Source organism: Pseudomonas oligotrophica (assembly GCF_021726475.1).
Taxonomy (GTDB): Bacteria; Pseudomonadota; Gammaproteobacteria; order Pseudomonadales; family Pseudomonadaceae; genus Stutzerimonas; species Stutzerimonas oligotrophica.
Window position 1 is genome coordinate 301,703 of the sequence record NZ_JAKJRU010000004.1, and the last position, 23,902, is coordinate 325,604.

At 68.3% G+C, this 23,902-nt stretch carries 21 protein-coding genes; 11 read left to right on the forward strand and 10 right to left on the reverse strand.

Features of this window, described 5'->3' with window-relative positions; translation table 11 throughout:
• Positions 1-28 precede the first annotated feature (28 nt).
• Together L3N39_RS10680 and L3N39_RS10685 are read right to left on the reverse strand one after the other, a co-directional pair.
• Positions 29-3,106 carry an MdtB/MuxB family multidrug efflux RND transporter permease subunit gene (locus L3N39_RS10680; protein ID WP_237257311.1) on the reverse strand — a complete coding sequence of 1,026 codons (3,078 nt, stop codon included), beginning with the start codon at positions 3,104-3,106 and terminating at the stop codon, positions 29-31.
• A complete protein-coding gene (locus tag L3N39_RS10685) occupies positions 3,103-4,344 on the reverse strand; it encodes an MdtA/MuxA family multidrug efflux RND transporter periplasmic adaptor subunit (RefSeq protein ID WP_237257312.1) in 1,242 nt (413 codons plus the stop codon). The genes L3N39_RS10680 and L3N39_RS10685 overlap by 4 nt, the downstream gene beginning before the upstream one ends.
• Positions 4,345-4,580: 236 nt before the next feature.
• On the opposite strand from L3N39_RS10685, the gene murJ reads away from it, so the two are divergent.
• Complete coding sequence (murJ, locus tag L3N39_RS10690; protein WP_237257313.1) at positions 4,581-6,047, forward strand: murein biosynthesis integral membrane protein MurJ; 1,467 nt, start codon at positions 4,581-4,583, stop codon at positions 6,045-6,047.
• A 3-nt stretch (positions 6,048-6,050) separates the two neighbouring features.
• On the opposite strand, the gene L3N39_RS10695 is transcribed toward murJ, so the two are convergent.
• Genes L3N39_RS10695 through pedF form a run of 4 tightly spaced genes read right to left on the reverse strand, consistent with a single transcriptional unit; the run spans position 6,051 to position 9,133 of the window.
• Entirely contained in the window at positions 6,051-6,983 is a 933-nt protein-coding gene (locus L3N39_RS10695; RefSeq protein ID WP_237257314.1) for a quinoprotein relay system zinc metallohydrolase 1, read from the reverse strand.
• 25 nt (positions 6,984-7,008) lie between these two features.
• A complete protein-coding gene (locus L3N39_RS10700) occupies positions 7,009-7,758 on the reverse strand; it encodes a quinoprotein dehydrogenase-associated SoxYZ-like carrier (RefSeq protein WP_237257315.1) in 750 nt (249 codons plus the stop codon).
• Positions 7,759-7,784: 26 nt separating this feature from the next.
• A complete protein-coding gene (locus L3N39_RS10705; protein WP_237257422.1) occupies positions 7,785-8,681 on the reverse strand; it encodes a substrate-binding periplasmic protein in 897 nt (298 codons plus the stop codon).
• 14 nt (positions 8,682-8,695) lie between these two features.
• Complete coding sequence (gene pedF / locus L3N39_RS10710) at positions 8,696-9,133, reverse strand: cytochrome c-550 PedF (RefSeq protein ID WP_237257316.1); 438 nt, start codon at positions 9,131-9,133, stop codon at positions 8,696-8,698.
• A gap of 466 nt (positions 9,134-9,599) precedes the next feature.
• On the opposite strand from pedF, the gene L3N39_RS10715 reads away from it, so the two are divergent.
• From L3N39_RS10715 to L3N39_RS10725, 3 genes are all read left to right on the forward strand, one after another.
• Positions 9,600-10,241 (forward strand): 3'-5' exonuclease, encoded by a 642-nt coding sequence (locus L3N39_RS10715; RefSeq protein WP_237257317.1) that lies wholly within the window; start codon positions 9,600-9,602, stop codon positions 10,239-10,241.
• Between the two features lie 116 nt (positions 10,242-10,357).
• Positions 10,358-11,683: a methyl-accepting chemotaxis protein gene (locus L3N39_RS10720; protein WP_237257318.1), complete on the forward strand. Its 1,326-nt coding sequence runs from the start codon at positions 10,358-10,360 to the stop codon at positions 11,681-11,683.
• Positions 11,684-11,761: 78 nt separating this feature from the next.
• The gene (locus tag L3N39_RS10725; RefSeq protein WP_237257319.1) at positions 11,762-12,235 is read left to right on the forward strand and encodes a DUF2703 domain-containing protein; all 474 of its coding nucleotides are present in this window, start codon (positions 11,762-11,764) and stop codon (positions 12,233-12,235) included.
• Here L3N39_RS10725 and L3N39_RS10730 read toward each other — a convergent pair.
• Together L3N39_RS10730 and L3N39_RS10735 are read right to left on the reverse strand one after the other, a co-directional pair.
• Positions 12,232-13,299, reverse strand: a complete 1,068-nt coding sequence (locus tag L3N39_RS10730; RefSeq protein ID WP_237257320.1) for an MFS transporter — start codon at positions 13,297-13,299, stop codon at positions 12,232-12,234. The two genes, L3N39_RS10725 and L3N39_RS10730, sit on opposite strands and share 4 nt — an antisense overlap.
• Positions 13,300-13,569: 270 nt before the next feature.
• Positions 13,570-14,007 carry a cupredoxin domain-containing protein gene (locus tag L3N39_RS10735; RefSeq protein ID WP_237257321.1) on the reverse strand — a complete coding sequence of 146 codons (438 nt, stop codon included), beginning with the start codon at positions 14,005-14,007 and terminating at the stop codon, positions 13,570-13,572.
• A 153-nt stretch (positions 14,008-14,160) separates the two neighbouring features.
• Between L3N39_RS10735 and L3N39_RS10740 the strand changes: the two genes are divergently transcribed.
• The 7 genes from L3N39_RS10740 to L3N39_RS10770 all read left to right on the forward strand — a co-directional run bounded on the left by L3N39_RS10740 (position 14,161) and on the right by L3N39_RS10770 (position 19,815).
• Positions 14,161-15,354: an ABC transporter substrate-binding protein gene (locus L3N39_RS10740; RefSeq protein WP_237257322.1), complete on the forward strand. Its 1,194-nt coding sequence runs from the start codon at positions 14,161-14,163 to the stop codon at positions 15,352-15,354.
• Positions 15,351-15,845, forward strand: a complete 495-nt coding sequence (locus tag L3N39_RS10745) for a tetratricopeptide repeat protein (RefSeq protein WP_237257323.1) — start codon at positions 15,351-15,353, stop codon at positions 15,843-15,845. The genes L3N39_RS10740 and L3N39_RS10745 overlap by 4 nt, the downstream gene beginning before the upstream one ends.
• A 34-nt stretch (positions 15,846-15,879) precedes the next feature.
• On the forward strand, positions 15,880-16,854 hold the full coding sequence (locus L3N39_RS10750; RefSeq protein ID WP_237257324.1) for a YVTN family beta-propeller repeat protein: 975 nt from the start codon (positions 15,880-15,882) through the stop codon (positions 16,852-16,854).
• Entirely contained in the window at positions 16,851-17,573 is a 723-nt protein-coding gene (locus tag L3N39_RS10755; RefSeq protein ID WP_237257325.1) for an ABC transporter ATP-binding protein, read from the forward strand. The genes L3N39_RS10750 and L3N39_RS10755 overlap by 4 nt, the downstream gene beginning before the upstream one ends.
• Before the next feature lie 97 nt (positions 17,574-17,670).
• Positions 17,671-18,462, forward strand: a complete 792-nt coding sequence (locus tag L3N39_RS10760) for an ABC transporter permease (protein ID WP_237257326.1) — start codon at positions 17,671-17,673, stop codon at positions 18,460-18,462.
• A gap of 96 nt (positions 18,463-18,558) precedes the next feature.
• Positions 18,559-19,113 carry a PQQ-dependent catabolism-associated CXXCW motif protein gene (locus L3N39_RS10765; protein WP_237257327.1) on the forward strand — a complete coding sequence of 185 codons (555 nt, stop codon included), beginning with the start codon at positions 18,559-18,561 and terminating at the stop codon, positions 19,111-19,113.
• A gap of 36 nt (positions 19,114-19,149) precedes the next feature.
• Positions 19,150-19,815: a response regulator transcription factor gene (locus L3N39_RS10770; protein WP_237257328.1), complete on the forward strand. Its 666-nt coding sequence runs from the start codon at positions 19,150-19,152 to the stop codon at positions 19,813-19,815.
• A gap of 226 nt (positions 19,816-20,041) precedes the next feature.
• On the opposite strand, the gene nahK is transcribed toward L3N39_RS10770, so the two are convergent.
• The gene (gene nahK / locus L3N39_RS10775; protein ID WP_237257329.1) at positions 20,042-22,678 is read right to left on the reverse strand and encodes a hybrid sensor histidine kinase/response regulator NahK/ErcS'; all 2,637 of its coding nucleotides are present in this window, start codon (positions 22,676-22,678) and stop codon (positions 20,042-20,044) included.
• The gene (nosP, locus tag L3N39_RS10780) at positions 22,608-23,771 is read right to left on the reverse strand and encodes a nitric oxide-sensing protein NosP (RefSeq protein WP_237257330.1); all 1,164 of its coding nucleotides are present in this window, start codon (positions 23,769-23,771) and stop codon (positions 22,608-22,610) included. The genes nahK and nosP overlap by 71 nt, the downstream gene beginning before the upstream one ends.
• Positions 23,772-23,902 lie beyond the last annotated feature (131 nt).

Genomic DNA, 23,902 nt, shown 5'->3' on the forward strand with positions numbered 1-23,902 from the left:
CGCCAGCCCTCGGGCAGGCCCGCGCGGCTCATGCGCCGGCCTCCGCCGGTTCGGCCTGGCGCCGCCAGCGCTGGCCCAGGCGATCGAAGAACAGGTAGATAACCGGGGTGGTGAACAGCGTCAGCAACTGGCTCATCAGCAGGCCACCGACCAGCACCAGGCCCAGCGGCTGGCGCAGTTCGGCGCCGGAGCCGGTGGCGAGCATCAGCGGGATGGCGCCGAACAGCGCCGCCAGGGTGGTCATCAGGATCGGCCGGAAACGCAGCAGCGCGGCGCGGTAGATCGCCTGCTCCGGGGTCATGCCCTGGTGGCGCTCGGCCTCCAGGGCGAAGTCGATCATCATGATCGCGTTCTTCTTGACGATGCCGATCAGCAGGATGATGCCGATGATCGCGATCAGGCCCAGGTCGTTGCCGGTCAGCAGCAGCGCCAGCAAGGCGCCCACGGCGGCCGAGGGCAGCGTGGAGAGAATGGTGATCGGGTGGATGTAGCTCTCGTAGAGCACGCCGAGCACGATGTACATGGTCACCACCGCGGCGAGGATCAGCAGCAGCGTGCTCGACAGCGACGCGCGGAAGGCTTCGGCGGCACCCTGGAAGTGCGTCTGGATACCCGCCGGCAGGCCGATCTCGCGCTCCACCTGCTCGATCACCTCGACCGCGTGGCCGAGCGACATGCCTTCGGCGAGGTTGAACGACACCGTCGCCGCCGGGAACTGGCCGATGTGGTTGATCAACAGCGGTGCCGAGCGCTGCTCGATGCGCGCCAGGCTCGACAGCCGCACCGGCTCGCCCTCCTCGCCCTTGACGAACAGCTGCTCGAGCGCCTGCGGGCCGAGCCGGCGGCCGTCCTCGACCTCCAGCACCACGCGGTACTGGCTGGCCTGGGTGAAGATGGTCGAGATCTGCCGCTGGCCAAAGGCGTCGTACAGCGCGTCGGTGATGGCCGAAACCTCGATGCCCAGGCGCGCGGCGGCGTCGCGGTCGATATCCAGGTAGACCTGCAGGCCGTCGCTCTGCAGGTCGGTGGCGACGTCGGTCAGTTCGGCCCGCTGGCGCAGGGCCTCGACCAGGCGCGGCGTCCATTCGCTGAGCAAGGCGCTGTCGGGCGACTCCAGGCTGAACTGGAACTGCGTGCGGCTGACCCGGTCCTCGATGGACAGGTCCTGCACCGGCTGCAGGTACAGCTCGATGCCCGGGATGCGCGCCAGTTCGGGGCGCAGGCGCTCGATGACCTGGCTGGCCGTGGCGCTGCGCTCGGCGTGCGGCTTGAGGTTGATCAGCAGGCGCCCGCTGTTGAGCGTGACGTTATCGCCGTCGACGCCGATGTAGGACGACAGGCTGACTACGTCCGGGTCGGCCAGCAATACCTCGGCCAGGCGCTGCTGGCGCTCGCTCATCTCGCGGAACGAAACCGATTGCGGCGCCTCGCTGATACCCTGGATCACGCCGGTGTCCTGCACCGGGAAGAAGCCCTTGGGCACCATCAGGTAGAGCACCACGGTCAGCGCCAGGGTGGCCAGCGCGACCAGCAGGGTCAGCGTCTGGTGGCCGAGCACCCAGCCCAGCCAGCGCGCATAGCCGCCGATCAGCCGCTCGACCCAGTCCGGCTTGGCCGCGCTCACCGTGTGCGGCTTGAGCAGCTTGGCGCACATCATCGGCGTCAGGGTCAGCGAGACCACCAGCGACAGCAGGATCGCCACCGCCAGGGTGATGGCGAACTCACGGAACAGCCGGCCGACCACGTCCTGCATGAACAACAACGGGATCAGCACGGCGATCAGCGAGAAGGTCAGCGAGATCAGCGTGAAGCCGATCTGCCTGGCGCCCTTGAGCGCGGCATTCAGCGGCGTCTCGCCCTCCTCCACGTGGCGGGCGATGTTCTCCAGCATGACGATGGCATCGTCCACCACGAAGCCGGTGGCGATGGTCAGCGCCATCAGCGTCAGGTTGTTCAGCGAGAAGCCGCAGAGGTACATCACCGCGAAGGTGCCGACCAGCGACAGCGGCACCGCGATCGAAGGGATCACCGTGGCCGAGAGCTTCTTCAGGAAGACGAAGGTCACCGCGACCACCAGGATGGTCGCCAGGATCAGCTCGTGCTGCACGTCGGTGACCGCCGCGCGAATGGTCTGCGTACGGTCGGTGAGGATGGCCACGTCCAGGCCTGCCGGCATGCTGGCGGTGACTTCCGGCAGCAGTGCCTGGATGCGCTCGACCACATCGATGACATTGGCGCCCGGCTGGCGCTGGATGTTCAGCAGCACGGCCTGGCTGCGGTTGGCCCAGGCGGCCAGGCGTTCGTTCTCCGCGCCGTCGACGATGCTGGCGATGTCCTTCAGGCGCAGCGCGGCGCCGTCCTGGTAGGTGAGGATCAGCTCGGCATATTCCTCGGGCGATTCGAGCTGGTCGTTGGCATCGAGCATCGAGACGCGGGTCGGGCCGTCGAAGTTGCCCTTGGGCTGGTTGACGTTGGCCTGGTTGATCAGCTGGCGCACGTCGGCCAGCGACAGCCCGTAGGCGGCCAGCGCCTCGGGGTTGGTGCGGATGCGCACCGCCGGGCGTTGCCCGCCGGCGATGCTGACCATGCCCACGCCGCTGATCTGCGCGAGCTTCTGCGCCATGCGGGTGTCGACCAGGTCATGCAGCCTGGGCAGCGGCAGCGTCTCGGAGGTGATCGCCAGGGTGATCACCGGCGTGTCGGCCGGGTTGACCTTGTTGTACACCGGCGGCGCCGGAAGGTCGCTGGGCAGCAGGTTGTTCGCCGCGTTGATCGCCGCCTGCACCTCTTGCTCGGCGACGTCCAGCTCGACGTCCAGGGAAAAGCGCAGGGTGATGACCGAGGCACCGCCGGAGCTGCTCGAAGACAGCTGCGTCAGCCCCGGCATCTGGCCGAACTGGCGCTCCAGCGGCGCGGTGACGGCGCTGGTCATGACCTCGGGACTGGCCCCCGGGTAGAGCGTCATCACGCGGATGGTGGGGTAGTCGACCTGCGGCAGCGCCGCCACCGGCAGCAGCTTGTAGGCGATCAGGCCGGCCAGGAGGATCGCCACCATGCTCAGGGTGGTCGCCACCGGCCGCAGGATGAACAGCCGCGAGACGTTCATCGAGCCGGGCGCTCCCCTTTCTCCTCGACGCCGACCTTCGGCTGGTCGGCCGCCTCGCGGGCCATGGTGGCCGGGTCCACCACTTCCACCTCGCTGCCGTCGCGCAGGCGGTCGGTGCCTTCCACGACGATCCGCTCGCCCGGCGCCAGGCCCTGGCTGATCACCGTGGTCTCGCCGTTGCTCGGGCCGACCTCGACGCTGCGCAGCTCGACCTTGCTGTCGGCGTTGACCACATAGGCGAAGTTGCCGCGCGAGCCGAATTGCAGCGCGGCCGAGGGAATCAGCGTGGCGTTGTCCAGCGTCTCCACGCGCAGGCGCACGTTGACGAACTGGTTGGGCAGCAGCAGCTCGGCCTCGTTGTCGAAGCGCGCCTTGAGCTTGAGGGTGCCGGTGGCGGCGTCGATCTGGTTGTCGACGCTTTCCAGCACGCCCTCGCCGAACAGGGTGCGCTCGCCACGATCCCAGGCCTGCACGGCCAGCGCCTCGCCGCCGCGGAAGCGGGTCAGCACCGGCGGCAGCTCGCCCTCGGGCAGGGTAAAGGTCACCGCCATCGGCTGGGTCTGGGTGATGACCACCAGCGGCGTGGTGTCGTTGGCGGCAACCAGGTTGCCGAGGTCCAGCTGGCGCAGGCCGAGGCGGCCGTCGATCGGCGCGCGGATCTGGGTGAACTCGAGGTTGAGCCTGGCTTCGTTGACCGCCGCCTGGTTGGCCGCCAGGGTGCCCTGGTACTGGCTGACCAGCGCCTCCTGGGTGTCGAGGGTCTGCTTGGCGATGCTGTCCTCGGCGTACAGGCCCTTGTAGCGCTGCAGGTCGATCTGTGCGTTCTTCAGCTGCGCCTGGTTCTGCCGCAGGGTGCCCTCGGCCTGTTGCAGGGCCACGCGATAGGGCCGCGGGTCGATCACCGCGAGCAGGTCGCCGGCCTTGACCCGCTGGCCTTCCTCGAAACGCACCTCGACCAGCTCGCCGGCCACCCGGCTGCGCACGTTCACCGTATTCAGCGGCGTGACCGTGCCCAGCGCCTTGTAGAACACCTGGAACTGGCCCTGGCCGACCGGCGTGACACGTACCGGCACCGGGCCGCCGAAAGCGCCGAAACCGGGGCGCCCGCCGGAACGCTGGTCGTCGTTTGCCGGAGTCTCGGGCCACAGCCACCAGGCCAGGAGAACAAGGGCCGTGGCGATCAGCGCGACGGCCAGCCAGCGAAGTCGGGAGGAAGAATCGGTGTGGGCGACGGGCATGATGGTGATCGCAGCGGAAGGAGCCTGAACCTTAAGCAGTCGGACCGCTCTCGCAAAGCGGATTTACGGCATTTTTACCTATTCGCAGCAGTCGTTGCCGCGTGCTTCGGCCGGAACCATGGCGCCGCCTATCAGTCTATCTACCGCTAGCAGTCTGGCCGGCGCCCGAGCGGCCGCGCCGCCCATCGTCGTAACAGCAAGCAGGCCGTGGTCAGGCCTGGGTCAAGGATCAAGGAATGAACGCATCGCTGGTCATCCTGGCGCTTACCATCGCCAGCTTTCTTCTCGGTTTTCTGCGCGACCTGTTCATCGCCCGGTCCTTCGGACTGAGCTGGGAAGCCGACCTCATCTTCGTGGCCCTGATCCTGCCGCTGTTCTTCGAGAACTTCCTCGGCCTGTCGCTGCGCGACGCGATGATTCCCTACCTGCAGAAGCTGCGCAGCCAGTCCGAGGCGCTGTTCGAGTCGGTCAGCCGCTGGCTCTACTGGCGCGTGATGCTGATGGGCGTGGCCGCCAGCGCGCTGATCATCGCGACCAGCTACTGGATCCTCACCGCCCTGGCGCCGGGCTGGTCGGCCGACCAGGTCGCCACCGGCCAGCTGGTGTTCTGCGTCGGTGCGCTGCTGATCGCGGTGCAGGCGACGCTCTACTGCCAGGGCGCGCTGCTGAACATGGACGAGGTGTTCATCCTGCCGATGACCCGTACGGTGCTGCTCAACGCCGGGGCGATCATCGGCATCCTGCTGTTCGAGCCAACCGGCATGGTGATCTTCATCGGCATGCTGTTGCCGCAGCTGGCGCTGATCGTCGCGCAACACCGGCGCCTGCACTACCTGCGCGGCGAAGCCAGGCCGGTGGACAAAGGCCGCGGCGGCGAATTCGGCCTGGCCTTCGCGCCGGTGCTGCTGGCCGCCGGCGCGCAGCAGGCGTGCATCCTGGCCGAGCGGATGTTCGCCTCCTTTCTCGACGAGGGCAGCATCACCATGCTGTCCTTCGCCTTCCGCATCGTCACCATTCCACTGACGCTCTATGCAATGTCGGTGCTGTCGGTGCTGTTCCCGCAGTTCTCCGCCAGCTGGAACGACAAGGACCATGCCGGCCATGCCGCGGTGATCCGCAAGGGCCTGCTGGCGACGCTGCTGTTCCTGGTGCCGGCCTCGGTGGTGCTCAGCTCGTTCCCCGAATCGGTAGTCGCGGTACTGCTAGAGCGCGGCGAGTTCGGCGCGGCGCAGACCACCGCCACAGCCTCGCTGGTGGTGCCCTATGCGCTGGGGCTGCCGGCCATGGGGCTGGCGCTGCTCTGGGGACGTGCGCTGCTGGCGCAGCACCAGGCGCGGCTGTTCCTGGTCATCACCCTGGTCGCCGCGGTGCTGACGGTGGCCCTCGACGCCCTGCTCTACCGCCCCTATGGCGCCCTGGGCCTGGCCATCGCCTTCTCCTGCGGGGCGGTGCTGCAGGCGTTGTTCATGGGGCTGTACGTCTACCGCGCTTCGCCGCGCGGACTGGGTGCCGCCCTGCTGCTGCGCTGGCTGGCGACCGCCGGGGCGCTGGCCGCGGTGCTGCACAACGCACCGCAGCCCGAGGGCCTGGTGCAGCTGTGCCTGTACGTGACGCTGGTGCTGCTGGGCTTCGCGGTGGGCGTCGGCGCGCTCGGCGAGCGCGACCTGTTCCGCCGCAGCTACTGGTCGATGCGGCGCGCCTGAGGGCTACTGCCGGTCGATGCGCTCGAGCGCCTGCGCCTCGTATTTCGGATAGAGGTGCGTGGCGCTGCGGATCAGCTCGTAGCGCGTCAGGCTGATGCCGGCGAAGCGCGGCGGGATCGGCGCCTGCGCCACCTCGCCCAGCTCCGCCCCGCTTTCGGCACTCTGGCGCAGCAGCCCGTCGAGCCAGCCGAGGTAGTCGCGCATCTGCTCGAACGGCGCGGCATCCTCGGCCACCGGGCCGTGGCCGGGCACCAGCAGCTTCCAGGGCAGCGCCTGGAGGGTGTCGAGATCGGCCAGCCAGGCATCCAGCCCCGGGCTGTTCGGCGTGGTCAGCGCACGCTGGTAGAAGACGATATCGCCGGCCAGCAGCACGCCGCTGGTCTCGTCGAAGATGGCCAGGTCCGCGCCGGTGTGCCCGCGCAAGGCCAGCAGCCGCAGGCGATGGCCGGCGATTTCCAGCACGCCGGGCTCCAGTGTCTCGCTCGGCAGCAGCACCTCGGTGCCGCGCATCCAGTCGCCGACCAGGCGGTACATGTTCTCGGCCATGGCGTCGCCCTGCTCGCGCAGCAGCTCGGTGGTGCCGGCCAGCGCGGCGATGGGCACGTCGGCGAAGGCCTGGTTGCCGAGCACGTGGTCGGGGTGATGGTGCGTCAGCAACACCTTGACGATGGGCTTGTCGGTGATGCGGCCGATGGCTTCGCGCATCTGCTCGCCGTAGCGCCGCGAGGGGCCGCTGTCGATCACCAGCACGCCATCGGTGCCGACGATGAACGCCGTGTTGACGATGTTGGCGCCGTTGTGCTTGTCGAAGTTGTCGGTACTGCCCTCGAACAGCCAGGTATCGGCCGCGATCTGGCGTGGCTGCAGCTGGTAGCTGAACTCCGCCTGCGCCGGCAGGCCGAGGCACAGCGCAAGGGCGAGAAGGATCAGGCGCATGGGGCCTCCCGTGGCGATGGGGCGATCAGAATGCGGCTTCGAACTCGTTGCCGTTGTTGTCGCGCAGCCAGAGCTGCGCCGGCTGGTCGTGCTTCAGCTCGAGGCTGAGGGTGGGGTTTTCCGCGACGGCCGGATAGAGCTCCATAGTCGCCAGCGGCTGGCCGTCCGCGTCGCGCAGTTCGGCCTGGTTGAGGAAGAACTCGGGGATGCCGCCAACCAGGCCGTTGTCCATCGGGTGGGCCACCTGCATGCGCAGGCGGCTCGCCTCGCCACGCGGGAAGCGCCCGCCGAGCACCTGCCCGAGACGATCCTCCCAGCCCGGCTGCGCACGCACCACGCTGGGTGCGGTACAGCCGCCGCCGGCCGCATCGACCTTGGCGCCGCCGACATGCCAGACACCATCGCGGGTCAGCACCGCGGCGCGCACCGGCGTCGCCTGCTCGACGCGGATGCGGATCGCCACCAGCGGCAGGACTTCATCGCCCGGCACGAAGGTGAAGATCCGCGGGATGGGGTTCAGATCGGCCCAGGCCTCGATGCGCACCACCTCGTCGCCCAGCGCGCGGGCATCGACCAGTACCGGCACCTGGCGCGCATCCTCGGCGAAGGGTGGCAGCTCGACCCGCACCTGCGGGTCGAACACATAGGCCTGGCCGCCGAGCAGGTTGCGGTGGTGGTGTTCCCACATCACCGATTGCAGCGGGTCGGGCTCGCCGGCCTGCAGCGGCGCCGCTCCCAGGGCCAGGACCATCAGCAGCAACGCACGCATGGACATGTCCGACTCCTTCGGCGCGAGGGCCGTCAGCGATGTACGACGCCCGGTGCGTCCTGATACAGGTCCGGCTTCTCGTAGCGCATGCCATGGCTGGCGTAGATGCGCTCCATCTCACCGTCGGCGATCAGCGGCTCGAGCACCGCTTCGAGCGCATAGGCCAGCTGGCGGTTGGACTCGTGCACCGCCATGCCTAGGTCCCAGGCCTGCCGGCCCATGTTCGGGTAGGCGTTCTCCGCCAGCTTGAAGTGCTCGTCGCCAGACTGCCCGACCAGCCAGTCGATCTCGCCGCGCATGGCCATGGTGGCGTCCACCTCGCCCTTGCGCATGGCCTCGAAGGCCAGCCCCGGCGAAGCGTAGTGGTGGGTATTGCCGGCCATGCGACCGTTGAACACCGAGGTCATGTAGAACGAGGGCACGCTCTCCACCTCGACCCCGATGGGGTGGTACTGGAACACCGCGACGCTGGGCACGTCGTCCATGCGCCGGTCGTCGTAGGCGACCTGCCAGCGTTCGCGCTGGTAGGGGCCGAACATCGCCACCTGCTCGTTGACCAGTTCGCCCACCTCGTTGCGCCGGTAGCTGAACTCGCGGTCATAGGGCACCCGCAGCATCAGGTCGGCGAGTACGTTCGGCCGCAGGTAGTGGCCCTTCCAGATGAAGTTGCGCAGATCGTCGTCAAGCTTCTCGCCGGGCGTGACCCACAGCAGCTCGAGCTTCAGGCCCAGGCCCGCGGCGAGCTTCTGCGCCAGGTCCACGTCGACGCCCTGTGGCTTGCCATCGGCCAGGTAGCTGTAGGGCGGGAAGTTCTCGTAGACCGCGACCTTGAGCACGCCGGATTCGATGATGTCGTCATACGGCCGGACCTGCGCGGCCTGCGCCTGCAGCACCACGCATGCCAGAACCAGGCAGAACAGCTTGAGCATCCGGCGCATGGCGGTCACCGTTTGGCAGCTTCGCTTTCGATATAGGTACGGATCGCCCACAGCGCTTCCTGGCTGAGGGTGTCGGCCATGCGCGGCATGTACACCGCGCCGTCGCGCACGGCACCGTTGATCACGCGCTCCTTGAACCACTCGTCACCGTCGATATTGGCTTCCAGGTCGCGCAGGTCCGGTGCGATACCGCCGGAGATGGCTTCCAGGCCGTGGCAGCGGGCGCAGTTCTGATTGTAGGCGGAGGAGCCGATCTCGACGGCGCGCTTGTTGTATTCGCTCGGCTCGCGGAACGGGTTCTCGTCGGCCCACTCCTCGCCCAGCGAAGGCAGCCCCTTGGTTTCGACAGCCTGCGGCGTGACATCGCCATGGGCCAGCGCCAGGCCGGAGAAACCGATGAAACCGGCCGCCAGCAGAGCGCGCAGAGTTTTGTTGTTGTTCATGACTACCACCCTTGGTTCGTGAATCTGAGCGAGGCAGCTCCTGGCCGGAGCGCATGGCCGCATCTTGAAACCGTGGGCGACTCGGCAGAATCCTGCTTTGGATGCCAAGCCCTACTCCCTTGGTAGTAGCGCCTGCGACCGGCGAGCCAGGGCCCTGTAGTAGCAGATCGGAATCGTTCTCGCTTGTAATGGCCCGTCACCGCCGCCTTTACGGGCCGTAGGGTGCGCCGCACGCAGCCTCGGCGCAGGCGCTAAAGGTGCGCATGGCACGCCTTGCGAGGCATGTGTCCTGTACGCTGCGCGTACGCTTGCGCGATGCAATGGACGTTGCGCCGCGCAGCCGCTAGGGTGCCCGCATCCCGCGACGAGACCGGCCCATGACTGAACGCTTCCAGGTGCGCGCTGCCGATCATCAGGAGGCGGCCCTCTGGCTCCTGTGCAACCCCGCCCCGCAATGGCTGGCCCCATGAACCGGTTGCCGATCGTGCGGATCGCGCCATCGCCCGATAGCGTCGCGCTGGCCCCGTTCCGGGGCATCGGGATCGAGCGGATCTGCCTGCCGGGCGATGCCGCGGCTTGCGCGGAAGCCCTGCGCGAGCTGCTCTCGGACGGCGGGCCGATCGGTTTCGACACCGAGTCCAGGCCGACCTTCCGCGTCGGCGAGCGCTCCGACGGCCCGCACCTGATCCAGTTCGCCACGCGGCAGCGGGCCTACCTGCTGCGGGTCGCGGTGCCCGGCTGCCTGGATGCAGCCCGCGCGGTGCTGGAAAACCACCACCTGGTAAAGGTCGGCTTCGGCCTCAAGTCCGACCGCAGCCACCTGCACAGCCGCCTCGGCATCCGCCTGCACGCCTGCATCGACCTGGGCAGCGTGCTGCGCTATGTGGGCATCAAGGGCCAGGTCGGCCTGCGCGGCGCGGTGGCCGGGCTGCTGCAGCAGGCCATCCCCAAGTCGCGCCGCCTGGCCACCTCGAACTGGGCGAGCCTCGGGCTTAGCGAGGCCCAGCAGCGCTACGCGGCAGACGATGCCTTCGGCGCGCTGCAGGTGTTCCATGCGCTGGAGCCGGCGGTACGGCAGGCGCTGCTCGAGCAGGCGCTGGGCGATTGAACCTGCCTATCGCATCGATAGCGGAAATTGCCGGCGCCCGACACTCCAGTTCGCCAGTGCGCAGCCGAAGCAGAAGTTGGGCGGTAGTTGCCCTCCCTTCTCTGGATGCCAAGAACATGTTCAACAAGACGCTCAAGCGGGAGCTGTCGGCGCTGCGCGAGGAAGTCGCGACCAACCGGCAGATCAAGGACTCGCTGTACCGGGAGATGATGGTCCTCGAAGTGGACCCGCAGGGACGCATCCAGCATGTCAACGATCTCTTCCTCGGCGAGACCGGCTACCGCCGCGAACAACTGCTCGGCCGCACGCTGGGCGAGCTGTTCAGCGCGCAATTTCGCAGCGAGGCCAACTACGCGCGACTGCGCACTGCCCTGCAGCGGGGCGAGCACCTGTCCGGCGCCTATCGCCTGCTGTGCGCCGACGGCCGCGAGGCCTGGTTGCGCTCGATCTGGCAGCCGATCAAGGGCGCGGACGGCTCGCTGCGCTACTTCACCCTCTGCGCCAACAACCTGACCCGGACCATCGAGACCTCGCGCGAGCACGAAAGCGTGATCAAGGCGCTGCTGCGCTCGACCGCGGTGATCGAGTTCGACCTCAAGGGCCATGTGCTGACCGCCAACCAGCGCTTCCTCGACGGCATGGGCTACCGCCTGGAGCAGATCCAGGGCAAGCACCACCGCATGTTCTGTGAGCGCGAAGAAAGCGAATCGGCCGACTACCGCGCCTTCTGGGAGCGACTCAATCGCGGCGAGTACGTCGCCTCGCGCTTCAAGCGCGTCGACGCCTTCGGCCGTGAGGTCTGGCTGGAGGCCTCCTACAACCCGGTGCACGACGCCCACGGCACGCTCTACAAGATCATCAAGTTCGCCACGGTGATCACCGAGCAGGTCCAGCGCGAGAATGCCGTGGCCGAAGCGGCGACCATCGCCTACGGCACCTCGCAGCAGACCGACCGCAGTGCCCAGCGCGGCGCCGAAGTGGTCCAGCAGACCGTCGAGGTGATGCGCCGGATCGCCCAGCAGATGCAGGACGCCTCCGATGGCATCGAGGCGCTGGACAAGCAGTCGCAGCTGATCAGCGCGATCCTCAAGACCATCAGCGGCATCGCCGACCAGACCAACCTGCTGGCGCTGAACGCGGCCATCGAGGCGGCGCGGGCCGGCGACCAGGGCCGTGGCTTCGCGGTGGTGGCCGACGAGGTACGCCAGCTCGCCGCGCGTACCAGCAAGGCGGCCGAGGAGATCGTCGGCGTGGTGCAGAAGAACCAGGAGCTGGCCCAGGCCGCGGTGCACAGCATGTCCAGCAGCCGTGGCCAGGCCGAACAGGGCCTGGAGTTTGCCAACCAGGCCGGTGCGGTGATCGTCGAGATCCAGGACGGTGCCCAGCGGGTGGTCAGTGCGGTCGGCCAGTTCGCCAGCCAGCTGAACGGCGACAACCGCTAGCGACGCACGACGGAGGCCGCGCCTGCCACGGAAGCGGCCTAGACTCTGGGGGCAACCGGCCTGCAGGAGAGCGCCGCGATGAAAACCCTCGAGATCCGCTGGCAGCGCCTGCTGGACGCCCAAGGCCGCACCTGTGACCGCTGCGGCGCCACCGAGCAGGCGGTCCGCCAGGCCGCCGCCGACCTCGCGCAGGCCTTGCACGTGCTCGGCATCGAAGTGCAGCTCAAGGTCCATCAGCTCGATCCGGCCCGCTTCGCCCAGGCGCCACTGGAGTCCAACCGCCTGTGGATCGCCGATGCGCCACTGGAACACTGGCTCGGCGCCTCGTCCGGCCGGAGCCGGTGCTGCTCGGCCTGTGGCGACGCCGATTGCCGCACGCTGCAGCTGGGTGAGCAGGTCTACGAAGCGATTCCCGCCGAGCTGATCCTCAGGGCTGGCCTGCTGGCAGCGGCCAGCCTGCTGGATGACCGGCCCAGCGCCTGCTGCCCCTCGGAGCCGCAGGCTGCGGTCGACACCGGCTGCTGCAGCCGAACCGAACCGGCAGGCCCTTAGACGGGCACTGCCGCACCGCGCCGTAGCCAACCCAGCGCAGCGAATGCGAGTAGCCCCAGCACCGCCGACAACCACAGGGCACCGATGCCGACCTCCTCGATCAGCAAGGCGAACACCAGCGGCGAAAAGGCCTGGGCAAAACGCGCCGGCACCATCAGCACGCCCTGCCGCAGGCCATAGCCGTGCGGTCCGAAGATCACCAGTGGCAGCGTGCCCTTGGCAATCGTCAGGATGCCGTTGCCCGCCCCGTGCAACACGGCGAACGCCGCGGCGGCCGGCGCACCGGCCAGGACCACGCCGGCCGCTCCGAGGGGATGGGCGATCGTCGCCAGCCGCGCTGAAAACAGCGGGTGGCAGCGCTGCAGCAGGACGAACTCCAGACAGCGCGCGCCGACCTGCGCCGGGCCGACCAGCGCCGCCGCCCCGATTGCCGCCGCGGCCGAGAGCCCGGCCTCCTGCAGCAGCCTCGGCAGGTGCGCGGCCATTGCCGTGCTGGTGAACCAGGTGGCAGCGAAGACAAATGCCAGCAGCCCCATCGCCAGCCCGTGGCGGTCGTTGCGCGGCCTGTCGCTGCTGGCTCCGCCGCTCGGCTCGGGCTGGATGCCCAGCGGTACCAGCAGACGATTCAGCGGCAGGCCGAGCACGACATGCATGCCGGCCCAGACGAGGCAGGTCGCGCGCCAGCCATAGGCGGCTTCCAGCCAGCCGCTGACCGGCCAGCAGACGGTACTGGCGAAGCCGGCAAGCAAGGTGATCCCGGTGATCGCGCCACGGGCGTCGCGGCCATAGAGACCGGTGAGCGTCGAGAATGCCGACTCGTAGAGCCCCAGCGCCATGCCGATTCCGATGACCAGCCAGCCGAGCCAGAGCATCAGCGGCCCGGTGGCGAGCCCGAGGGTGGTCAGGCCCGCGGCGAACACCAGGCTGGACAGTGCCAGTACGTCACGCCCGCCGTGGCGGTCGATTCGCCTGCCCACCAGCGGCCCGAGCACAGCGGTGACCACCAGTGCCAGGGAAAAGGCAGCGAAGACGTTGCCACTGGACAGCCCCAGCTCGCGCGCCATGGGTTCGGCCAGCACCGCCGGCAGGTAGTACAGGCCAGGGTCTGCGCGGTTCCCAGCGCGAGCACGATACGCAGGTGAGGCGCCATGTCCTCAGCCCCTGCGCTGGGTGACGGGGCCGCTGCCCGGGCCTGGATGAGAGCGGTTCATTTGGCTTCCTGCGCCAGGTGGCGCGCCGGGGTAGCGGCCAGGCTCGCCAAGATACGCCATCCTCATGACCATCCTGTAGCAATGCCGCCTCTGCCCTGCCTCGCGCAGACCCAGCCAGGGGCCTCACTTGACCAGGAAGCGGCCTTCCATGCCCTTGTTCTGCAGGCCCTTGCAATAGAACGGGTAGCTGCCGGGCTTGATCGGCAGGAAGAAAATCTCCGCCTCGCCGGCGTCCTCGAATTCCAGTTCGGTCAGCGTCATCGCCTTGATCTCGACGCCACCGGCCTCGACCTTGCGCAGGAAGATCGACTGGGCGAACTCCGGGGCCTGGAAGGCGCATTCCTTCTGCCCGTCGGAGATCACCTTGAGCTGGTAGGCGACGCCGGTCTCCAGCTGGTACTCCTTCTGCGAGACGGCGTAGTCGCTCGCCTCGGAGCCGAATTTCAGGTCCGGCAGGGCCTGGGTGCGGCGCGTCAGGTCGCCGGCGGCGCTGCAGTGGTCGAAGCCGATCAGGCTGCCGATCAGCAGCAGGTTGAGCAGCAAGGGCTTGATGGCGGGCATATCCGGGCCTCATTGTTGTTCTGGCGAGGGCCATGCTAGAGCCGCCAGGGCATCACGCGCCTACTACCTTGGTACGGCCCGGCTGGTACTTTCTGCATATTTCCCGACCTGGCGACGCTTCCTATGCTGGCCGCAACCCATGAGGAGTTGCCGATGCGTTCGCTCGCGATCCGTTCCCTGCTTTCGCTGGTCGCCCTTGGCTGCGCCGCGCCGACGCTGCAGGCGGCACCCGCGACGCCGGCCGCGCTGCAAGTGCGGATCGGCTACCTGGGCTACCGTCCGGACCCCGGTCCGCTGCTGTCCAATGTCATCCCCGAGCCCGCCGACGCCGGCCTGCGCGGCGCCGAACTGGCCATCACCGACAGCAATACCACCGGGCGCTTCCTCAAGCACGACTATGCCCTCGAGGCGGTCAGCGCCGAGTCGCCGCAAGCGCTGCTGGACGGCGCGCGCCAGCTGTACGCCCAGGGGCTGCGGCTGCTGGTGGTCAACGCCCCGGCCGAGCAGCTGGCGCAACTGGCCCAGGCGATGCCCGATGCGCTGCTGCTCAATGCCGGCAGCGCCGACGACGCGCTGCGCCAGCGCTGCCTGCCCAACCTGCTGCATACCCTGCCCAGCCGCAGCATGCTGGCCGATGCCCTGGGCCAGTTCCTCGCCGCGCGGCGCTGGAACCGCTGGCTGCTGATTGTCGGCAACACCGCCGCAGACCAGGCCTACGCCGAAGCCCTGCGCCGGGCAGCCAAGCGCTTCGGCCACAAGATCGTCGCCGAGAAGGCCTGGAGCTTCGACAACGACCAGCGCCGCACCGCCCAGGCCGAGATGCCGCTGTTCACCCAGACCGCCGAATACGACGTGGTGCTGGTGGCCGACGAGCGCGGCGACTTCGGCGAGTACGTGCCCTACCAGACCTGGTATCCGCGGCCGGTGGCCGGCACCCAGGGCCTGACCCCGACCGGCTGGCACAAGACCGTCGAGACCTACGGCGCCGCCCAGCTGCAGAAGCGCTTCGAAGAACATGCCGGGCGCTGGATGAACGATCGCGACTTCGCCGCCTGGATCGCCGTGCGCAGCCTCGCCACGGCGGTCACCCGTCTGAAGACCAACGAACCGGCGGCGCTGCGCCAGGCGGTGCTGGTCGAGCAGCTGCCGCTGGACGGCTTCAAGGGCCGCAAGCTGAGCTTCCGGCCGTGGGACGGCCAGTTGCGCCAGCCGATCCCGCTGGTGCACCCGCGCGCGCTGGTCGCCACTGCGCCGCAGGAAGGCTTCCTGCATCCGACCAGCGAGCTGGACACCCTTGGCTACGACGCCCCCGAAAGCCGCTGCCGCCTGAGCGAGGTCGAGCGATGAAACCTGCCTACCTGCTGTACGGCCTGGCCCTGCTCAACGGCAGCGCGATCGCCGACGAACTGGGCTACGAGGCCTACCTCGACAGCCCCAAGCGCATCAAGTGCCTGTACGGCTACGTCACCGCCAAGACCGGAAACTTCGATGCGGCGCGGGCGATCTTCGAGGACTGCATGGCGCGCTGGAACGACATCTATTCGATGATCTCGCTGGCACAGATGTACGAGAGCGGCAGCGGCGTGCCGGTGGACCTCGGCAAATCCGCCGAACTGCTGGAAAAGGCCGCCGGCCAGCCGGACGACGCCAGCTATGTCAGCCTCGCCCGCTACCATTGGGGCGTGGCCCTGGCCGAAGGGCGCGGCGTGACGGCCGATCCGGCGGCCGCGCGTACCTGGCTGCAGCGTGCCTCGGCCGGCGGGCAAAGCGAGGCGGACGACTACCTGCGCCAGCTCGACCAGGCCGGCGGCGACACGCCGGAGGCCAGCACCCGCTGAACTCCGCCACAACAACTACAACAAGGACCGACCCATGCCTCGCCATCGCCTCGCCACCGCCATTGCCGGCGCCCTGTGCTGCGCCCTGCTCGCCCCGGCCCACGCCGCCACCGCCTACGTCTCCAACGAGAAGGACGACAACCTCAGCGTGATCGACCTCGAGCGCATGGAAACCGTCGCGACCATCGACGTGGGGATGCGCCCGCGCGGGCTGGCGCTGTCCCACGACAACACGCTGCTGTACATCTGCGCCAGCGACTCGGACACCGTGCAGGTGCTCGACTTGGCCACGCAGCAGATCATCAAGCAGCTGCCGTCGGGAGCGGACCCGGAGCAGTTCGCCCTGCACCCCAACAACAAGTGGCTGTACATCTCCAACGAAGACGATGCGCTGGTCACCGTGGTCGATGTCGAGAGCGAGCAGGTGCTCGCGCAGATCGACGTCGGCGTCGAGCCCGAGGGCATGGCGGTGAGCCCGGACGGCAAGTGGGCGGTGAACACCAGCGAGACGACCAACATGCTGCACTGGATCGACACCGCCACCAACCAGCTGGTGGACAACACCCTGGTCGACCAGCGCCCGCGGCATGTCGAATTCAGCCTCGACAGCAAGCGGCTGTGGTCCTCCTCGGAGATCGGCGGCACGGTCAGCGTGGTCGACGTCGACAGCCGGCAGATCCTCAAGACGATCAACTTCCAGATCAAGGGCGTGCACCCGGACAAGGTCCAGCCGGTGGGCGTCAGGCTCAGTGCCGACGGCAAGTACGCCTTCGTCGCCCTCGGCCCGGCCAATCACGTGGCGGTGGTCGATGCCAAGACCTACGAGGTGCTCGACTACCTGCTGGTCGGCCGACGCGTCTGGCACATGGCCTTCAGCCCCGACGAGAAGCTGCTGCTGACCACCAATGGCGTCAGTGGCGATGTCTCGGTGATCGACGTGGCTGCGCTGAAGGTCACCAAGTCGATCAAGGTCGGGCGCTACCCCTGGGGCGTGGTGGTCAAGCCATGAACGCGCTCGAGATCGAGGGCGTCGTGTTCGCCTATGGCGCGCGGCGGGCACTGGACGGGCTGGACTTCACCACCGCACGCGGGCGCTTCACCGCCCTGCTCGGCCCCAATGGCGCCGGCAAGTCGACGCTGATCGCCCTGCTGACCCGCCTCTACGACCTGCGCCAGGGCGAGATCCGCATCGAGGGCTACAGCCTGCGACGCCAACCCGGCCAGGCGCTGCAGCGCATGGGCGTGGTGTTCCAGCAGAGCACGCTGGACCTGGATCTCACCGTCGAGCAGAACCTGCGCTACCACGCCGCGCTGCACGGCCTGTCGCGGGCCCGGGCGAGCGCGCGGATCGACATGGAACTCGAGCGCCAGGCGCTCGGCGAGCGCCGGCGCTGCAAGGTACGCGAGCTCAATGGCGGGCACCGGCGGCGGGTGGAAATCGCCCGCGCGCTGCTGCACGAACCGAGCGTGCTGCTGCTGGACGAAGCCAGCGCCGGCCTCGACCCGGCCAGCCGCCAGGCGCTCAACGCGCATGTCCGCCAGCTCTGCCGCGACGACCACATGAGCGTGCTCTGGACCACCCACCTGCTCGACGAGGTGCAGCCGGACGACGACCTGCTGGTGCTCAACCGCGGCCGCCTGGTGGCCCGCGGCCCCGCCGCGGCGCTTGCCGCCGAGGGCGAGGACCTGGCCACGACCTTCGCCCGCCTGACGGAGATCGCGGCATGATGACCGGCACGCACGCCCTGCGCAGGGTGCGCCCTGCGCGCCAGCGCCCAAGCCGCGAACCCTCGGTGCGCGCGGCGCACCCTACGGAGCAGCGCCCATGACCGCCTACCTGGAATGCCTGCGCGGCATCGTCGCGCGCGAATGGTTGCGCTTCGTCCAGCAGCGCTCGCGCTTTCTCAGCGCGCTGGTACGGCCGCTGCTCTGGCTGCTGGTGTTCGCCGCGGGGTTCCGCGCCGCGCTGGGCATCGCCATCATCGAGCCCTACGACACCTACATCACCTACGAAACCTACATCGTGCCCGGGCTGGCCTGCATGATCCTGCTGTTCAACGGCATGCAGGGCTCGCTGTCGATGGTCTACGACCGCGAGATGGGCAGCATGCGCGTGCTGCTGACCAGCCCCCTGCCGCGCGCCTTCCTGCTGGCCAGCAAGCTGCTGGCCACGGCGCTGATCTCGCTGCTGCAGGTCTATGCCTTCCTCGCGGTGGCCTGGCTCTACGGCGTCCAGCCACCGGCGCTCGGCCTGCTCGCCGCGCTGCCGGCACTGCTGTTGGTGGCGCTGCTGCTCAGTGCGCTGGGCCTGTTGCTGTCCAACGGCATCCGCCAGCTGGAGAACTTCGCCGGGGTGATGAATTTCGTCATCTTCCCGATGTTCTTCCTGTCCTCGGCGCTCTACCCGCTGTGGAAGATGCGCGAAGCCAGCGAGTGGCTGTACTGGATCTGCGCGCTCAACCCCTTCAGCCACGCGGTGGAGCTGGTGCGCTTCGCGCTGTACGAGCGGCTCGCTCCGCTGGCGCTAGGGGTATGCCTGGGCCTGACGCTGCTGTTCGCCGTGCTCGCGGTGGTCAGCTTCAACCCGCAGCACGCGGCACTGCGCCGGGCGGCGTGAATTACTACTTTGGTACTGGTTTCGGTCTCCATCGTAGGATTTCCAGCGGCCGCCCTTTGTTCTGTAATCGACCCCACGAAAGGACGGAACACCACGATGCGAAAGCGGATGCTCACCTGGCTGCTGATGCTGCCCCTGCTCGCTGGCGCCGCGGAACGCGCGGAGCTGTTCTCCGCCGATGGCTATCGCCAGGACCGCTACCGCAGCCCGACGCCCGAGTCGGTCGAGGGCGCGCGCACGGTGACCACCCAGGCCTTGCATGCGCTGCTGCAGCGCGAGTCGGCGCCGGTGCTGGTGGACGTCTACCGCCGCCAGTGGCTGGCCGGGCGCTTCATCGACAGCGAGCCGCATGCCAACCTGCCCGGCAGCCTCTGGCTGCCCAACACCGGCGATGGCAATCTCGACGCGCAATGGGCAAGCTACTTCGCCAGCAACCTGGAACAGGCGACCGGCGGTGATCTCGAGCGCGCCCTGGTGTTCTACTGCCGCTCCGATTGCTGGTTGAGCTGGAATGCCTCGATCCGCGCCCATCGCCTGGGCTATACCAACATCTACTGGTACCGCGACGGGGTCGACGCCTGGGAACAGGCCGGCCTGCCGCTGCAGCCGGCCAGCCCGGAGCCCATGGAGGCCCGCGGCGGCGTCGACTGATCAGCTCACCATAATCACAACAAGAGGTGCCCGGCCTTGTACAAGATTCTCATCGCTGACGACCACCCGCTGTTTCGCGAGGCGATCCACAACGTCATCCGCGACGGATTCCCCGACAGCGAGATCCTCGAGACGGCCGACCTGGACAGTGCACTGGCGCTGACCCAGGAACACGACGACCTGGACCTGGTCCTGCTGGACCTGAACATGCCCGGCATGCACGGGCTCAACGGGTTGATCAACCTGCGCAACGAGGCACCGACCATCCCGGTGGTGATCGTTTCCGCCGAGCAGGACAAGCAGATCGTGCTGCAGGCCATCACCTACGGTGCGGTGGGCTTCATCACCAAGTCCTCGCCGCGCGCGCAGATGACCGAGGCCATCGAGCAGATCCTCAACGGCAACGTCTACCTGCCCTCGGACATCATCCGCAGCCAGAAGGCCGCCACCCGTCATCACCACCACAGCGAGCCGTCGATTCCGCCGGAACTGCTGCAGGCGCTGACCCGCAAGCAATTGCTGGTGCTCGAACGCATGACCAAGGGCGAATCGAACAAGCAGATCGCCTACAACCTCGATATCGCCGAAACCACGGTCAAGGCCCACGTCTCGGCGATCCTGCGCAAGCTCAACGTGCACAATCGCGTGCAGGCGATCCTCTCGGCCAGCGACATCGACTTCTCCAGCTATCTGCGCCGCTGAGCCCGGGCCAGGCTTGCGCGCATCCCGGCTGTCGCGGTGCGCACGGCGCACCCTGCCGATCCAGCGCAAGGACGCGCCGCTGTACCACGCCCACCCTCGTCACCCTGGGGTGCGCCGCGCGGCCCTGCTCACTCGCCTAACGCCCCTCCGACCTCGCCTGCCCCAGTCCAGTCCGGGTATCGGTGGCCAGCATAGGTACACGCACCCGCACTTCCGCTGGTTGGAATCACTCGCCGCGGTCGAGCAGGTGGCACATGGCGGTCTTGAGCTTCATCGGCCGTACCGGCTTGTGCATCAGCATGTAGCCCAGCTCGCGCACCTGCTGCTTCAGGTCGTTGCTGTAGTTGGCGGTGATCATCAGCGCCGGCAGCGGGCTGGCGCGGCGGTCGTTGACCGTGGTCACCACCCCGATGCCGGTCTGCCCGTTGTCCAGGTGGTAGTCGGCGATCATCAGGTCGGCCTCGGCGTGGAAGTTGTCCACCTGCCGCGCCAGGTCCTCCTCCGATAGCGCCGTGGTGACCTGGCAGCCCCAGCCCTCCAGCAGCGTACGCATGCCGGCACAGATCGCCGTGTCGTTGTCCAGCACCCAGACCCGCGCCCCGTGCAGCCGTTCCAGCGCCAGCTCGGCGGTACCCGGCTCGGGCCTCGCCTTGGGCGCGCGCTTGGCCAGCGGCACCTCGATGGCGAATCGCGAACCACGCCCCGGCTGCGAGCTGACCTGGATGCGATGGCCGAGCATGCGCGCGATCTTCTCGACGATGGCCAGGCCCAGGCCCAGGCCGCGGTCCTGGTTCGGCCGCACACCCTCGCCGCGCTTGAACTCCTGGAAGATCTCCTCGAGCTTGTCCGCCGGAATGCCCACGCCGGTATCCCAGACCTCGATGGACAGGCTCTGGCGCCGACGCCGGCAGCCCAGCAGCACGCGCCCCTCGGGCGTGTAGCGGATGGCGTTGGTCAGGAGGTTGCGCAGGATGCGCGCCAGCAGCTGGATGTCGCTGCGCACCAGCGCCGAGCAGGGAATGAAATCCAGCACCAGGCGCTCGGCCCCGGCGATCTGGCGAAATTCCATGGCGAGGTTCTCGAGCAACTCGCTGACGGCGAACGGGGCGATATCCGGCTTGATCACGCCGGCGTCGAGCTTGGAAATGTCGACCAGCGTGCCGAGCAGGTTCTCCACATCCTCCAGCGAGTTGCTGATGTTGCGCACCAGCCCGCCGTTGGCCTGCGCCTTGGGCTGCTCCAGCAGCGCGCTGGTGAACAGGCGCGCGGCGTTGAGCGGTTGCAGCAGGTCGTGGCTGACCGCGGCGAGGAACTTGGTCTTCGACAGGTTGGCCAGCTCGGCCTCACGCTTGGCCTCGCGCAGGCGCGCCTCGACATGGCTGCGCTCGTCGATCTCGCGCAGCAGCTGGTCGTTGAGGCTGGTCAGCTCGGCGGTGCGCTCGCGCACCCGCTGCTCGAGGTTCTGGTAGGCCTGGTGCAGCGCCTCGGCGGTGCGCCGGCGGTCGGTGATGTCCTGGATCAGCACGAAGATGCCGGCCACCTCGCCGCTGGCCAGGCGATTGGGCACGTAGGAGCGCAGCATGTAGCGCTGCTGGCCGGCGTGGTTGCGCTCGGCCATCTCGAAGCTGACGCTCTCGCCGGACAGCGCGCGGTCGATGTACGGCTCCAGCTGGCGCCAGTGCTCGCCGCTGTGCACCTCGCGCAGGCTCTGGCCGAGCATGCCGTCACTGGGCCAGCGGTACCACTCCTCGTAGACCTTGTTGGTGAATTCGTAGGTCAGGTCCGAGGAGACGTAGGCGATCAGCGCCGGCACGTGGTCGGTGATCAGGCGGATCCAGCGCTCGCTCTCGCGCAGCGCTTCGGCGTGACGATAGCGCTCGGTGATGTCGGTGAAGGTATTGACGAAGCCGCCGGTGGGCAGCGCGTGGGTGCGGATCTCCAGCACGCGGCCGTCGAACAGCCGCTGCTCCAGCACCCGCAGCGGCTTGCCGTTGGCATCGCGCGTACCGGGGGTGAGCAGGTCCAGCTCACTGTCGGTCATCACCTCGTCGAACGGCCGGTGCGCCTCGATCGGCGCCAACCCGCACAGCTCGAGGAAACGGTGGTTCCACAGCTCCAGCGTGCCCTCGGCGCTGACCATCGCCACGCCCTGGGACAGGCTGTCCACCGCACGCTGCAGCAGCCGCGACTTTTGCGCCAGGGCCTGCTCGCGGCGCATGGTCTCGCTGACCTTCACCTCGGTGATGTCGGTGTAGAGGATTACCAGCCCGCCTTCGCGCGTCGGCCGCTCGCTGACCTGCATCCAGCGGCCGTTGTGCAGCCGGTAGACGGTGGGCTCGTCGCCCTTGCCGCGGTGCTCCTCGACGATCAGGCCGGTGCTCTCGGCCAGCCGGCGCACCTCGGACAGGCGCATGCCGGCGAGGATGCGCGCACGGGTGCGGCTCCACAACGACTTGAAGCGACGGTTGAACAGCACGATGCGCTGGTCGCGGTCGAACAGCACGAAGGCGTCGGAAATGCTCTCGATGGCGTCGATCAGGTGCTGGTGGGCGGTCTCGGCGCGCAGCCTGGCGTCGCTGAGCAGGCGGTTGCTGGCCTTGAGCTCGGCCATGGCCTGGTTCAGCGCGTCGGTGCGCTCGCGCACCTGCTCGGCCAGTTCCACCGAGTGCTGGAACGCCGCGTAGGACGCATCGCGCCCAGGCCCGCTGCTTTCGACCCGCTCGATGAGCGCCGCATTGATGCGCCGCAGCTTGTCGTTCTCGCGCTCGAGTTCGGCCAGGCGCGCCAGCGGGTCAACGGACACTGCGCCCTCCCGGTCGACCAATGGCGACACCCGTGAAGGTCTGGTTGATATGCATGCCATTGAACTGCTCCCCGTAGGTGTTGAAGCCGATCACCTGTTGCTGGCGCAGCAGTTGGGAAGCGGCTTCGCCGAGCCCGCGTTCCTCGATCTCCAGGCGGCGCAGGAAACAGTCGCAGCCGATGGTCAGCAGCGGCGGTCCGAGGCGCCGCTCCAGCCGCTCGAACAGCTCGGTCAGGTTGGGCAGCAGCGGGCCGGGCTCCATGGCGGTGAGCACGATGCCGTTCTCCACCGCGCAGTAGAAGGTCAGGCTGAGGTCGTCGTTGACCTTCTGGATGGCCCGCACGTAGTAGTGCTCGTTGATGCGCACCGCCAGCGGGTGTGCGGCGAACAGGATGTGATCCAGCGCCTCGACCGGCACGCCGATCAGGCGGGCATATTCCAGCGCGGCCGGCTCGGCATTCAGCTCGTAGACGCGCCGGGCCTGGCTGTCGGCCTGGGTGACCACCAGCTTCTCGGTGCGCGGGCGGATGTGGTGGGTGGTGAACACCTCGAAGTCGAGCCAGGTGTTGATCAGCACGACGATCGCCGCGCCGGAATGGAAGCGGCCGTTGTAGTAGACGTGGGTACGGGTCAGGCGGTTGTCGTCGCCGGCCGAACCACCGAAGTGCGGGATGCTGCCGAACGCGGCGCTGAGCGCGGCGAGCACCACTTCCTCGCGGCTGGACAGCCCGTCGAGCAGGGTCAGGGCGAAGCTGTGGTCCTTGATCGGTGCCTGGGAGTTGCTCCGGCAATCGGCGCCGAGGCGTTCGACCAGCTGCTGGGCGTCGACCAGGCCGAAGCGGTCCATCTCGTCGATCAGCTCGCAGGCGATGGAGAAGGTCCGATGGTCGAAGCCGATCGCCGAGACGCAGCTGCGGCTGTAGCCCTGGGCGGTGAGTTCGCCGGCCGAGGTGCAGCCGACCAGGCGCACGCCGCCGAAATACTGCTCCAGCGCGTCGCCCAGGGCATCGAGGTCGTATTCGGCCGAACAGAAGAACAGCACGAAGCCCAGGTGCGGGTGCATCAGCTGGCGGGCCAGGTCCTGCGCGACGGTTTCCGCCGAGCGCGATTCGGACATGGCAGTACGGACCACTTCGCTCTGCTGCTCTGTCACCACCGCACTCCCGTCGCACCTGTCGAATATCCACATTCTTGGGCAGGGTTTGGGAGGCGCAAATGCTACTTGAGTACCGGTACGGCCCTGCCTAGGTAGCAGCGCGACGAAATGCCCCGGCGCCGGCAACG

Excerpts from the sequence above, each read along its gene's own strand:
- L3N39_RS10700 (WP_237257315.1), bottom strand. The coding sequence starts at position 7,758 with ATGTCCATGCGTGCGTTGCTGCTGATGGTCCTGGCCCTGGGAGCGGCG.
- L3N39_RS10740 (WP_237257322.1), top strand. The coding sequence starts at position 14,161 with ATGCGTTCGCTCGCGATCCGTTCCCTGCTTTCGCTGGTCGCCCTTGGC.
- pedF (WP_237257316.1), bottom strand. The coding sequence starts at position 9,133 with ATGAACAACAACAAAACTCTGCGCGCTCTGCTGGCGGCCGGTTTCATC.
- L3N39_RS10680 (WP_237257311.1), bottom strand. The coding sequence starts at position 3,106 with ATGAACGTCTCGCGGCTGTTCATCCTGCGGCCGGTGGCGACCACCCTG.
- L3N39_RS10760 (WP_237257326.1), top strand. The coding sequence starts at position 17,671 with ATGACCGCCTACCTGGAATGCCTGCGCGGCATCGTCGCGCGCGAATGG.
- L3N39_RS10705 (WP_237257422.1), bottom strand. The coding sequence starts at position 8,681 with ATGCTCAAGCTGTTCTGCCTGGTTCTGGCATGCGTGGTGCTGCAGGCG.
- L3N39_RS10750 (WP_237257324.1), top strand. The coding sequence starts at position 15,880 with ATGCCTCGCCATCGCCTCGCCACCGCCATTGCCGGCGCCCTGTGCTGC.
- L3N39_RS10715 (WP_237257317.1), top strand. The coding sequence starts at position 9,600 with ATGAACCGGTTGCCGATCGTGCGGATCGCGCCATCGCCCGATAGCGTC.
- L3N39_RS10720 (WP_237257318.1), top strand. The coding sequence starts at position 10,358 with ATGTTCAACAAGACGCTCAAGCGGGAGCTGTCGGCGCTGCGCGAGGAA.
- L3N39_RS10755 (WP_237257325.1), top strand. The coding sequence starts at position 16,851 with ATGAACGCGCTCGAGATCGAGGGCGTCGTGTTCGCCTATGGCGCGCGG.
- L3N39_RS10745 (WP_237257323.1), top strand. The coding sequence starts at position 15,351 with ATGAAACCTGCCTACCTGCTGTACGGCCTGGCCCTGCTCAACGGCAGC.
- L3N39_RS10685 (WP_237257312.1), bottom strand. The coding sequence starts at position 4,344 with ATGCCCGTCGCCCACACCGATTCTTCCTCCCGACTTCGCTGGCTGGCC.
- L3N39_RS10730 (WP_237257320.1), bottom strand. The coding sequence starts at position 13,299 with ATGGCGCGCGAGCTGGGGCTGTCCAGTGGCAACGTCTTCGCTGCCTTT.
- L3N39_RS10695 (WP_237257314.1), bottom strand. The coding sequence starts at position 6,983 with ATGCGCCTGATCCTTCTCGCCCTTGCGCTGTGCCTCGGCCTGCCGGCG.
- L3N39_RS10735 (WP_237257321.1), bottom strand. The coding sequence starts at position 14,007 with ATGCCCGCCATCAAGCCCTTGCTGCTCAACCTGCTGCTGATCGGCAGC.
- L3N39_RS10725 (WP_237257319.1), top strand. The coding sequence starts at position 11,762 with ATGAAAACCCTCGAGATCCGCTGGCAGCGCCTGCTGGACGCCCAAGGC.
- L3N39_RS10765 (WP_237257327.1), top strand. The coding sequence starts at position 18,559 with ATGCGAAAGCGGATGCTCACCTGGCTGCTGATGCTGCCCCTGCTCGCT.
- nahK (WP_237257329.1), bottom strand. The coding sequence starts at position 22,678 with ATGGCATGCATATCAACCAGACCTTCACGGGTGTCGCCATTGGTCGAC.
- murJ (WP_237257313.1), top strand. The coding sequence starts at position 4,581 with ATGAACGCATCGCTGGTCATCCTGGCGCTTACCATCGCCAGCTTTCTT.